The 11,462-nt window shown below is 69.4% G+C and carries 14 protein-coding genes; all 14 read right to left on the bottom strand.

Annotated elements, in window-relative coordinates; all coding sequences use genetic code 11:
* On the bottom strand, positions 1-798 hold a 798-nt coding region (tilS, locus tag ABE454_RS15355), incomplete at its 3' end, for a tRNA lysidine(34) synthetase TilS (protein ID WP_346532977.1).
* Entirely contained in the window at positions 798-1,646 is an 849-nt protein-coding gene (locus tag ABE454_RS15350; RefSeq protein ID WP_346532976.1) for a tol-pal system protein, read from the bottom strand. The genes tilS and ABE454_RS15350, both read right to left, overlap by 1 nt.
* A gap of 158 nt (positions 1,647-1,804) precedes the next feature.
* Positions 1,805-2,362 carry a peptidoglycan-associated lipoprotein Pal gene (gene pal, locus ABE454_RS15345; RefSeq protein WP_346532975.1) on the bottom strand — a complete coding sequence of 186 codons (558 nt, stop codon included), beginning with the start codon at positions 2,360-2,362 and terminating at the stop codon, positions 1,805-1,807.
* Positions 2,363-2,514: 152 nt separating this feature from the next.
* The gene (gene tolB, locus ABE454_RS15340; RefSeq protein ID WP_346532974.1) at positions 2,515-3,897 is read right to left on the bottom strand and encodes a Tol-Pal system beta propeller repeat protein TolB; all 1,383 of its coding nucleotides are present in this window, start codon (positions 3,895-3,897) and stop codon (positions 2,515-2,517) included.
* Between the two features lie 124 nt (positions 3,898-4,021).
* On the bottom strand, positions 4,022-4,897 hold the full coding sequence (locus tag ABE454_RS15335; RefSeq protein WP_346532973.1) for a hypothetical protein: 876 nt from the start codon (positions 4,895-4,897) through the stop codon (positions 4,022-4,024).
* Between the two features lie 6 nt (positions 4,898-4,903).
* Positions 4,904-5,365 (bottom strand): ExbD/TolR family protein, encoded by a 462-nt coding sequence (locus ABE454_RS15330; RefSeq protein WP_346532972.1) that lies wholly within the window; start codon positions 5,363-5,365, stop codon positions 4,904-4,906.
* 3 nt (positions 5,366-5,368) lie between these two features.
* Positions 5,369-6,124: a protein TolQ gene (tolQ, locus tag ABE454_RS15325; RefSeq protein WP_346532971.1), complete on the bottom strand. Its 756-nt coding sequence runs from the start codon at positions 6,122-6,124 to the stop codon at positions 5,369-5,371.
* Positions 6,125-6,535: 411 nt separating this feature from the next.
* Positions 6,536-6,985, bottom strand: a complete 450-nt coding sequence (gene ybgC / locus ABE454_RS15320; protein WP_346532970.1) for a tol-pal system-associated acyl-CoA thioesterase — start codon at positions 6,983-6,985, stop codon at positions 6,536-6,538.
* 2 nt (positions 6,986-6,987) lie between these two features.
* Complete coding sequence (locus ABE454_RS15315) at positions 6,988-7,344, bottom strand: hypothetical protein (RefSeq protein ID WP_346532969.1); 357 nt, start codon at positions 7,342-7,344, stop codon at positions 6,988-6,990.
* Positions 7,345-7,613: 269 nt separating this feature from the next.
* Positions 7,614-8,645, bottom strand: a complete 1,032-nt coding sequence (gene ruvB / locus ABE454_RS15310; protein ID WP_346532968.1) for a Holliday junction branch migration DNA helicase RuvB — start codon at positions 8,643-8,645, stop codon at positions 7,614-7,616.
* Positions 8,646-8,655: 10 nt separating this feature from the next.
* Positions 8,656-9,282 (bottom strand): Holliday junction branch migration protein RuvA, encoded by a 627-nt coding sequence (gene ruvA / locus ABE454_RS15305; RefSeq protein WP_346532967.1) that lies wholly within the window; start codon positions 9,280-9,282, stop codon positions 8,656-8,658.
* 199 nt (positions 9,283-9,481) lie between these two features.
* Positions 9,482-9,994 (bottom strand): crossover junction endodeoxyribonuclease RuvC, encoded by a 513-nt coding sequence (gene ruvC / locus ABE454_RS15300; RefSeq protein ID WP_346532966.1) that lies wholly within the window; start codon positions 9,992-9,994, stop codon positions 9,482-9,484.
* Between the two features lie 70 nt (positions 9,995-10,064).
* Positions 10,065-10,787, bottom strand: coding sequence for an MgtC/SapB family protein (locus tag ABE454_RS15295; RefSeq protein ID WP_346532965.1), 723 nt, complete (start codon positions 10,785-10,787; stop codon positions 10,065-10,067).
* Positions 10,788-10,871: 84 nt separating this feature from the next.
* A complete protein-coding gene (locus tag ABE454_RS15290) occupies positions 10,872-11,390 on the bottom strand; it encodes a hemerythrin domain-containing protein (RefSeq protein ID WP_346532964.1) in 519 nt (172 codons plus the stop codon).
* Positions 11,391-11,462: the final 72 nt, after the last annotated feature.

Genomic DNA, 11,462 nt, shown 5'->3' with positions numbered 1-11,462 from the left:
CCATGAAAGATCGCCCTCCCTTCCACCTCGATGGGGGAAGGGTCGGGGATGGGGGTGAGTACGCGACGCCTGGGAATGAGCCTCAAGAGACGGAACAGTCCGCGTCTCATGCGCTTGAGCGGAAGCCCCAGCGACCAGCCCCCCACCCCACCCTCCCCCATGGAGGGGGAGGGCTTTGTGAAGCGCCGCGCGCGCTCGCCCCCGTCCGAAGCGCAGGTCGTCGTTGGCCGGGTCTTCCAGCCATGTCAGGTCGCGCGCGCGCAGATGATTCCGCAACGTCTCCCGCGCCTCGCCCAGCATCGGACGCAGCAGCATCAGTCCCCGCCCCTCGGGCCATGCCGGGGACGGCGAAGCCTCGCGCAGGCGGCCCAGAGTGGCGCCGTCCTCTCGCATCCAGTCGCCCTCGGCGACATCGTCGGCGGTGTGGCCGGTCAGGATGACGCGCGCCCCGGCCTCGCGCGCCGCCTCGGCCAGCAGGGCGTGGCGCGCCGCCCGCGCCCGCGCCGGGACGCCGGGTCCGCCCCGCGCGCCCTGCCAGACCAGCCCGCGCCAGTCGGCGCCCGCCGCGCGCGCGGCTTCTGCGGCGAACCGGGTCCAGTCCGCACTGTCAGGGTTGAGATTGTGGTCGACCGTCAGGGCCAGCAACCGCCGCCCCCTCGCCATCGCCCATGCGACGGCGAGGTCCAGCATGGCCAGAGAGTCGCCTCCGCCCGACAGGGCCAGGGCGACCGGCTCAGGCCCGGCGTGGTTCAGGCGCGCGTCCAGCCGGGAGAAGACCCGGCCGGTCAGATCGCCCATCAGCTGCAGCTGGCGCGCGTCCGCAGCTGGGTCGCGCGGGTCTTCTGCGCCGCCGTGGCCGCCTCGGCGTAGCGGCGGCCGAACTCGGTCAGGGCGCCGCAGGCCTGGGTCGCGCGATCGGTGGCGCGCAGGGCCTCGGCCAGCTTCAGCGTCGTCTCGGGCGCCCACGGGGTGCGCGGCCAGCCGTTCAGGGCGGCGGCGTAGGCCTGAACCGCCGCCGCATTGTCGCGCGCGGCGACGTGCAGATCGCCCAGACGGCTGTTGGCTTCACGCGCCTGGGGCGTGTTCGGCCAAGTGACGATGACGGTCTCCAGCGCGCGGCCGCCGCGCACGGCGTCCTCGCCCGCCAGACGCATGGCGGCCTGAAGGTCCTGCGCCGCGTCGCCGGTCGGCGAGTTGGCGACGATCGGGCCGTTCAGTTCGGCGGCTTCCTCGGCGGCCTTTTCGGCGCGCTCGACACGGCCTTCCAGATCGCGCAGGCGGCGGCTGAGCTGGGTGTTCTCGCGCGTCGCCTCATCCAGCTGGAAGGTCAGGCGCTCGCTGTCGGCGTTCATGCGCTGGAAGGTCTGCTCCACGTCGCCCAGACGGCGCTCCAGGATCGACACCTGCCCCTGCAGGGCCACGACCTCGGGGTCCAGCTCGACCAGAACCGGCTCTCCGGCGGCGTTGCGCTGGGTCAGGGCGCGCTCAAGACGGCGGACGTTGCGGTCCAGCTGGTCCAGGCGGCGCTTGTCCCACTGGATCGGCTCCATCGGCTGGACCTGGGCGACGACGGCGCCCCCGATCAACGTCAGGCCGATCGCCGTCAGGACGGCGGGTTTCGTGAGGCGGAATGGCGTCTTCAGCATGGCTCTGTCGTCCCACCGATTTGCGGCGACGGCAAGGCCCGTGCGCCGTCTTCATGCGCTGACCGTGCGCGAAAGGCGCGCCGCGTCCAGCCTCCAAAGCAAAGAGGCGCCGACCGGGGGTCGACGCCTCTCGCCAGTTTCACAAACCGTCGCGCGGTTTAGCGCGGCGCGCCCGACACGATGGCGGTGCGGCCGTTACGGTTCTGGGCCCAGGCCGACTCGTTCGAGCCTTCAGCGATCGGGCGTTCCTTGCCGAAGCTGATGGTGTCGATGCGGGCGGCGGCGACGCCGCGGCTGATCAGATAGGAGCGCACGGCCTCGGCGCGGCGGGCGCCCAGGGCCAGGTTGTATTCGCGTGTGCCGCGTTCGTCGGCGTTGCCTTCGATGCGGACGGTGACCTGCGGATAGCGGGCCAGCCAGGCGGCCTGTGCGTCCAGACGCGGCTGGGCTTCGGCGCGCACCGAATAGGAGTCGAGGTCGAAATAGATGCGGTCGCCGACGTTGACGACGAAGTCCTGTTCCGAGCCCGGCGCGGCGGCGCCGACGTTGCCGCCGTTCACGGGGCCGGTCGGGGCGGTCGGGTATTGCGGGCCGGTGGCGGTCGGCGGCGCCGTTTCGGTCGGAACGGCCGGCTCGACCTTGGGCTTGGTGCAGGCGGCCAGCGAGGCCACGGCGACGCCGACGGCGGCGAGCCGGATCAGGGTGGAGGTATTCATGGTCAGTCTCCTTCTCATTCGGTTCGAGGCCGACGCCTCTAGCTTGGCTGTATTTGACGGCTGCTACAGCGCCCCGCAGCTTTACGCTAGCGGTGATAACGCACAGTTTATGGCAATGGCTCCGGTGGCGGCGCCGATACCGAAAACCCCTGTTACGCCGGACAGGAATCCGGCCCCTGACCGATGCCCAGATTGACCGGCGGCGCGTCCAGCAGACCCGACCAGGCCGGGTCCGAGCCACGCCCGTCATAGCCTGCCTGAGACACCACCCGACCCGACAGATCGACGGTCCACAGACGGGTGTCGCCGCCCGGGCTCTGACGCGCGAAGGCGATGTAGCGGCCGTTCGGCGCCCACGACGGGCCTTCCTCGAAATAGGAGGACGACAGAATGCGCTCGCCCGTGCCGTCGGACTTCATCACGCCGATGTGGAAACGGCCGCCCTGCTGTTTGGTGAAGGCGATCAGGTCGCCGCGCGGGCTCCACGCCGGGGCGGTGTAGATGCCGCCGCCGCGGCTGATCGGGCGCTGGCCCGAGCCGTCGGCCCGCATGGTGTAGAGACGCGCCGAACCCGAACGGTCCGAGGTGAAGACGATCTGCGACCCGTCCGGGCTGAACGAAGGCGAGGTGTCGATGCCCGGATCGGTCGTCAGGCGCGACAGCTGGCGGCTGCGCAGGTTCATCACATAGACGTCGGTATTGCCGTGCCGGATGATGGAGAAGGCCATCTTCGACCCGTCGTTCGAGAAGCGCGGCGCCAGCACCTGCCCGTCGAACTCGCCCAGGCTTTCGCGGCGGCCGGTCGACAGGTTGTAGAGGTAGATGCGGCTGTAATCCTTGCCCAGCGCCACATAGGTGACTTCGTCGGGGTTGGAGGCGGAGAAGCGCGGCGACATGATCACCTCGTCGCCCTGCGTCAGGAAAACGGGGTTGTAGCCGTCCTGATCGACGATGGTCAGACGCGACAGCTTGTTCAGCTGGCTGCCGCTCTCGGACACGAACAGGACGCGCGAATCGAAGAAGCCCGCCTCGCCGGTCAGGCGCTGATAGACCACGTCCGAAATCTTGTGGGCGATCCGGCGCCACTGCTCGGACGTGGCGGTGAACTGATAGGAGACCAGCTGGCACTGGCGATAGGGATCATACAGGCGGAAACCCACGTCGATCCGGCCGTCGGGACGCTGCGTCACGCCGCCGTAAAGCAGCGCCTGTGCGCCGATGGAGGTCCACTGCGGAAAGTTCGGCGCATTGGCCAGCGTCAGCCCCGTCTCGACGAAGCTGGCCGGGTTCAGCGGATCGAAGAAGCCCGAACGCTTCAGATTGCCGCTGATGACGCCGGAAATCTGCGGCCCGTTCACGCCGGTGAAGGGCACGACGGCGATCTGGAGGGGACGCAGCACGCCCTCGTCCACCACCACGTCCTGCATCGGCGCCGACGGCGGCGTCAGCGACTGGGCCTGCGCCGATCCGCCCAACGCCAAAGGTGCGGTCAACGCAAGCGCAGCGGCCGAGGCGAGAAAGCGGTTCAGGCGCATGGGTCATTCCTTCGCAGATCGTTGCACGTTCGGGATCGATCGCCACACATAACACCGGCGCGACCGACAATCGCCAGCTTCACAAGGATTTGGGCGACTTTGGGGTGATAGACGGCTCGCGCCCCTAACGGTTCCCGCATTGACGTTTGGTTTCAAAGCGGAAGGGCACTTCCTGCGCCTGGAAACCGTCCGGCACGTCGAAGGGCGCCGTCGCCCGCAGCGCGCGCTGCATGGCGTCGGACGCCGCCCGCCACGTCGAATCGTTCTGCACGTCCTGAAGGCGCGGCGTGCCGACGATCTGGCCGTCTGCGCTAAGGCGCACGGTCACGCGGATGACCAGATCATCCATGCCCGGCATGTCGCAGTTGATGTTCCAGTTCGGCGTCACCTGCGCGCCCAGCGCCGCCAGTTGCGGCCCGGTGGCGCGCGGCGCGGCGCCGGCTCCCCGTTGCCCCGCCGCCGGACCGCCGCGGTTCTGCGTCTGGCGCGGCGGACCGGCCAAGGCGTCGAGATCCAGTCCCGGCGCCGGGCGCGTGTTGCGCGGCGGCGTCGCGGGCGCCTTCTTCTCGGGCGGCGTTGGCGAAGGACGCGGCGGCGTCGGGGTCGGAGTCGGCGCCTTCTTTTCAGGCGGCGTCGGGGTCGGACGCGGCGGCGTCGGGGCCTTCTTCTCGGGCGGCGCCGGTGTCGGGGTCGGAGCAGGGGTCGGGCGCGGCGGAGGCGGCGTCGGGCGCGTCGGCGCGGGCGGCGTCGGCTCAGGCTCCGGCGGGGTCGGTTCGGGCGGCGTCTCGACCGGGGCCGTCTCGCCGTCGTCGGGCGAAGGCTCTTCCTGCGGATTGTCGGCCGGGGCGGCCGCGATCTCTATGTCCGAAACGATCGACACCGGGACCGAGTTGACCAGCGGCGTCAGTTCGTCCTTCGACGACCATGACACGAAGGCGAGCCCGACCACCCCCGCGTGCAGGGCGATGGAGCCGAGGATGGCGGGACTGGGGCGGCGCAAGGTCCGTCAGCCCTCCGTCGGCTCGTCGGCGGCGGTGTCGGTGATCAGGTTCAGCTTGGTGAAGCCCGAGGCCGACAGGCGCGCCATCACGCGCGCCACGGCCTGATAGGGGGCGCGGCCGTCGGCGCGGATGAAGATGGCCTTGTCGCGGGCGTTCTCGCCGCCCTCTTCGGCCACACGCAGGGCCAGCTGTTCCCAGCGGACCTCGCCCTCACCGATGAAGATGGCGCCGTTCTGATCGATGCTGACCGTGACCGGCTTGTCGGTCGTCTCGACCGCGCTGGCCTCGGTCTTGGGCAGTTCGACCGGCACCCCGACCGTCAGCAGCGGCGCCGAGATCATGAAGATGATCAGCAGCACCAGCATGACGTCCACCAGAGGCGTGACGTTGATCTCGCTCAGCGGCCGCTTGCGCGCGCGGCGTCGGCCGCGACCGCCGCTGGAGCCTCCTGCACCACCCATGGCCATGGATCAGGCGCCCCGGCGCAGGTTCAGGTCGGACGACGGCGGCGGAGGCGGGGGCGGCGGGGTCGACGGCGCGCCCAGACGACGGGCGATAGCCGACTGCAGGTCGTCGGCAAAGGCTTCCAGACGCCCGGTGAACTTGCCCGCCGACACCGAATAGGCGTTGAAGGCGATATAGGCCGGGATGGCCGCCGCCAGACCGATGGCCGTGGCGAACAGGGCCTCGGCGATGGCCGGGGCCACGGTGGTCAGATTGGTGTTGCCCGCCGCCGCGATGCTGTCGAAGGCGTTCATGATACCCCATACCGTGCCGAACAGGCCGATGAAGGGCGAGGCGGTGGCGACCACCGACAGCACGCCCAGACCGTTTTCGATCTTCTGGCTTTCGCGGGCGATGACGGAATCCAGCGCCCGGTCGATGCGGGCGATCAGCATGGAGCCTTGCGTATCCGTCATGGCGCCGCGCGCACGCGCCTCGCGCCAGTCCTGAAGCGTCAGCACCAGCATGCGCGGCAGGGGATCGACGGGCTGAGGCCCGGCTTGAGCGGCGACTTCTTCCAGCGAGCGGCCGCTTTCGACCTGCTGTTCGAACTCGGTGGCGCGGGCGTTCATGCGCGAGAAGCGCACGGCCTTGTCGATGATGATGGTCCACGACCAGACCGAGGCCGCAGCCAGGCCGATCATCACCGTCTTGACCACCCAGTCGGCGGTCATGAACAGCTCGATGGGGTTCAGCAGGGAGGCGTCGACAGGCGGTGTCATGCGTGGTCCTTGGCGAAGGGTCCGTTTATTCCGCCAGTTGCACCGGGCAGACATGGCGGTTTCATGGCGGCGGTCTAACGGGCGTCGCACGCCGCGTCATCAGGCGAACAGGTGACAACCTCGTTATTGTTCGCAAACACGCGGCCCAAGCCACACCAGCCGTCATTCTCGGGCTTGACCCGAGAATCCAGTCTCGCAACGCCTGAGACGTCGTGAGGGTTGATGCGGTCGCCGTCGTGCCTGCTGGATTCTCGGGTCAAGCCCGAGAATGACGGCGCAACAGAAAGCGTCTGCAGAACGGTCTGCTATTCTCTCTCAGACAGCCTCGACGCTTGAACAGCCTCGCCGCCCCCACCCGGCTTCGACTTCGCCTCAGCCACCCTCCCCGGGAAGGGGAGGGAGAAATTGCGCCTATTCTTCCCCCGACAGCCAGGGCGTCACCAGTTCGACCAGCCGTTTCGTCGGACGACGGGGCCGCCCGTCCAGATGGATGCACACCGCCACGACATCAGCGCGGCACAGGACATCGCCGTCGCGCTCGACCGTCTGGCGGATGATCAGGCGCGGTCCCTTGATCGTCTCATAGCGGGTGCGCACCACAAGGGCGTCGTCGATCCGCGCGGGTTTCAGATATTTAAGCGCCAGATCGGCCACGACGAAGGCCATCGGCTCGTCCTGCTCCAGCAGGTCGGCGTGCCCCACCCCCGCCAGCCGCAGGAAGTCCGACCGCCCTCGCTCGAAATAGCGGACGTAGTTGGCGTGATAGACCAGACCGGTGAAGTCCGTGTCTTCGTAATAGACCCGCACGGGCAACAGGTGGTCGCGGCCGTCGAAACGGCCTGAACTGGGTTGGTCGGTCATGGTCAGCTCTTGCCGGAGGCGGCGGCGGGCGCGGGGGCGTCGAAGCCCGGACAATAGCGCGATTTCAGCGTCGCGAACTCTCCGGTCAGCGGGTCGTGGCTCATCAGGATGCGGTTGGGGCGCGAGACGAAGGCCACGGCCTCCTTACGCCCCTTCAGTCCGGCATAGCCGCAGGCGGCGCGACCGCGACCTGCCTCCAGATGGCGCACCTCGGCCTGCGGGCCCATCTGCTCGCGCACCTGTTTCAGGACGCGCTCGGCGGGCGTCGCCTGCCCCGGCCCGAAACGCGCGCCCTGCGTCAGAGCGTAGAGGCTGAAACCGCCCAGCACCACGACCGCCGCGCCGAGCGCGACGATCATCCGGTCCGTCCTGCGGGAATGGGCCAAAACCGCCTCCTTCTGGAAGGCTGAAGGATGACCGGGTTCGCCGCCGAGGTGAAGGCTCTTGCTGAGAAAGAACGCGCCTCTCCCTCCCCGTCCCGGGGAGGGTGGCTGAGCCTGCAAGGCGAAGTCGGGTGGGGGCGGCAGGGCTATTCAAGCGCTGAGGGCCAATCACCAAGCCCTCCCAACCCGGTCGCCGCTTCGCGTCGACCACCCTCCCCATGAAGGGGAGGGAGAGGCGCGGCGTCCTATTTGCCGAACAGGTCCGGCGTGGCGGCGGGGGGCGCCTGCGGCGTCTCCAGCCCCAGATGCTCATAGGCGCGGGCGCAGGCCATACGGCCGCGCGGCGTGCGCTGGATGAAGCCCTGTTGCAGCAGATAGGGCTCGATCACGTCCTCGACCGCGTCGCGCGCCTCGGCGATGGCGGCGGCCAGAGTGTCCATGCCGACCGGCCCGCCGCCGTAGTTCTCGATCAGGGCCTTGAGGAAGCGGCGGTCCAGACTGTCCAGCCCGGCCTCGTCCACCTCCAGCCGCGCCAGCGCACGCGCCGCCGCCAAGCGGTCGATAGGCCCGCCCTCCGCGTCGGCGAAGTCCCGCACCCGCCGCAACAGCCGCCCGGCGATGCGCGGCGTGCCGCGCGCCCGGCGCGCGATCTCCATCGCCCCGTCCTCGGTGATGGCCGCGCCCATCTTGCGCGCCGCGCCGCGGATCACGGACGTCAGTTCTTCGGGGGTGTAGAACTCCAGCCGCAGCGGGATGCCGAAGCGATCGCGCAGAGGCGTCGCCAGCAGGCCCGCCCGCGTCGTCGCCCCGACCAGGGTGAAGGGCGCCAGGTCGATGCGCACGCTGCGCGCCGAGGGCCCCTCGCCGATGATCAGGTCCAGCACATGATCCTCCATCGCCGGATAGAGGATTTCCTCCACCAGCGGGGACATGCGGTGGATCTCGTCGATGAACAGCACATCGCGCGGTTCGAGGTTGGTCAGGATGGCCGCCAGGTCGCCCGCCTTGGCCAGAATGGGGCCGGAGGTGGCGCGAAAGCCTACGCCCAGTTCGCGCGCCACGATCTGCGCCAGCGTCGTCTTGCCCAGCCCCGGAGGCCCGAACAGCAGGACGTGATCCAGCGCTTCGGCGCGCGCGCGGGCGGCGTCGATGAAGACCTTCAGATTGCCCTTGGCCGCCGACTGGCCGACGAACTCGGACAGGGTCTGGGGCCGCAGGGCGCGGTCGTGCTGCTCGCCGGGAGCGGCGTCAGCGGAGATGATGCGGTCGTCGGTCATGCGGCGGCCCTCACCGTCCCAACTCCTGCAGGGCGGTGCGGATGACCAGCGGCAGTTCGGCGTCCTCGCCCAGTTTCGTCAGGGCGTGATCGACGGCGCGGCGGGCGTTGACCTCGGCGATGCCCAGACCCAGCAGGGCGGCGACCGCCTCGCCGGTGACGCTGGGCGGCGGCGGCGCGATGACGGCGGCCTCTGCGTGGACGCCCGGCGCGCTGGGGGCGAAGACGCCGTCGCTCAGGCTCTTGCCCTTCAGTTCGGTGACGATGCGCAGCGCCAGCTTCGGCCCCACGCCGTTGGCGCGGCCGACGGCGGCCTTGTCCTCGCGCGCGACGGCGGCGGCCAGTTCGGCAGGCGGCAGGATGTCCAGCACCCCCAGCGCCGCCTTCGGACCCACGCCCTGAATGGTCAGCATCAGGTTGAAGACCTTGCGCTCGTCACGGGTCAGGAAGCCATAGAGGCGCGGCCCCTGATCCTGGCTCCACTGGCTTTGAATGAACAGAGTCGTCTCATCGCCCGGCGCGGGCAGACGGCCCAGCGTCCGCGCCCCGCAGGTCGCGACATAGCCCACCCCGCCGCAGTCGATCAGGCACTCCGCCTCCCCGACCTCGGCCAGAACACCCCGCAGACGACCGATCATGCCGCTCTCTCCACCGCCAGACGCAACGCCTCTCCCTCCCCGTCCCGGGGAGGGTGGTCGACGGGCAGCGGCGACCGGGTGGGGAGGGCCAGGCGATACGAGGTGCGGCGCCTGAACAGCTCCGCCGCCCCCACCCGGCCTCGCCTTGCAGGCTCAGCCACCCTCCCCGAACGGGGAGGGAGAGGTGTCGCGCTTGTTCTCATGCCGCGCCCCTCACCGCGATCGTCCGGAACCGGCGATGATGGGCATGGGTGACGGCCACGGCCAGCGCATCGGCGGCGTCGGCCTTCACCTCACCCGAGGCGGGCAGCAGGCGTTTGACCATGAAGGCGATCTGGCTCTTGTCGGCCTGCCCGGCCCCCACCACCGCCTTCTTGATCAGGGTCGGGGCGTATTCGGCGACGCTGAGACCCGCCCGCGCCGGAGCCAGCATGACCGCCGCCCGCGCATGGCCCAGCTTCAGCGTCGAGGCCGGATTGACGTTGACGAAGACCTCCTCGATCGCCGCCTCGTCGCAGTCATAGGCGGCGCAGACCTCGCCCACCTGTTCCAGCAGATGCAGCAGCCGTTCGGAGAAAGGCGCCTTTTCGCTAGGCGCGACGACGCCGTGCGCGATCCAGCGCAGGCGGCTGCCCTCGCTTTCGATGACGCCCCAGCCGGTGCGGCGCAGGCCAGGGTCCAGCCCCAGGATCCGAGTCGTTTCGTTCGCCATCCGTTCCTATTGCCCCAAAGAGGGTTAGCGAACAATGACCGCGCGCTCAGACATCCGCTCAATCACCGGCTCAATCATCTCTGGGCATGACGGAATAGCCCGCCAGACCCGCCTGTTCGGACAGGATGCGGGACAGGGCGTCGACCTTCAGCGGCATGGGGCCGCGCGCCTTGACGTGCTGTTCGTGGATCTGGCCGTCGGGGCTGACGACATGGCCGATGCGGGTCGGCTTCAGCCCGTTCTCGGCCAGCAGGGCGCACAGCGCCTTTTCTTCCGGCGCCGCGCCGCGCGTCCAGCGCAGGGTGACGTCCAGCACGCCGACGTGCGGCAGGCGCGCGTCCAGAACGCGCAGGATCGCCAGCACCAGCAGGGTCGCCCCCGCCGCGATCAGGGCCAGCTTCCACAGGCCGACGCCGAACATCACGCCGATGGCCGATGTGGTCCACAGCGACGCCGCCGTGGTCAGGCCGTGGACGGAAAACCGCTCGCGGAAGATCACCCCGGCGCACAGGAAGCCGATGCCGGTCAGTATGCCGTGGGCCATCCGCGTCGGGTCGATCACCAGCCGCTGATCCGGCAGGGCGACAAAGGCCCAGCTGGCCTGATGCATGGCCGCCAGCATCAGCACGCACGAGGTCATGCAGACCAGAATATGGGTGCGGAACCCGGCCGGGTGGCCGTGATAGGTGCGCTCGACCCCAATCAGACCGCCCGCCAGCATGGCCGAGGCCACCGGCGCCATCAGGCTGAGATCACCCGCGCTCCAGTGCGTCACGCCCCAATCAATCGCCATCGTCGCCTCACCCCGTCATCACGCCGTCAGGGTGGACCCCGACGACCCAACGGGCAAGCGGTCGATAGGGGCCTACCTCAACCCTCAGCCGTGTTTCTCGACATAGGCTTCTGGGTCTTTGTTCACCGGCTTCACCCCGGTGATGTGGCGCGCCTGAAAAGCGGCGAAGCGAACGCCCAGTTCGTGGCGCGTCTTCATATCGGCGTTGAGGCGGAAGTCGGTTAGGCCCTGACGCTCTTCCTCGCCCATGTGTTTGGAGTTGACGACGTTGGCCTCGCCCACCGCCTTGAACCACGCCTTGCTGCCCACCTTGTGTTTGGCCACGGCCTTGACCGCATTGCGCAGCTTGTTGTGGTCCTCGATAGCGTCTTCGGTCTCGCCCTCGACGGTGCCGTCGTCGGCGTCGTTGGCGCCCTCGCCCAGCTTCAGAAGCTCAGGGTAGAAATGCTGTTCCTCGGCTTCGGCGTGGGCGTCCAGAAAGGCCGACAGCCGCCCCCACAGCGCCTCCAGCGCCTCGACGTCCTTGCCGTCGATCTGCTCGATCAGGGAGAACAGACGGCGCTGCTCGGCGTGGTCGTCCAGAATCAGCTGGGTGATGTCCATGAGGTCAGGCTCCTGTCGGCAAGGCTTGTCGCCCTGTAGAAGCCTCCGGCCCTCAGTCCGGTTCCTGACGCC

It is taken from the genome of Brevundimonas diminuta (assembly GCF_039673845.1).
GTDB classification, from domain to species: Bacteria; Pseudomonadota; Alphaproteobacteria; order Caulobacterales; family Caulobacteraceae; genus Brevundimonas; species Brevundimonas diminuta_E.
This window is presented reverse-complemented; position numbering and strand designations above follow the sequence as displayed.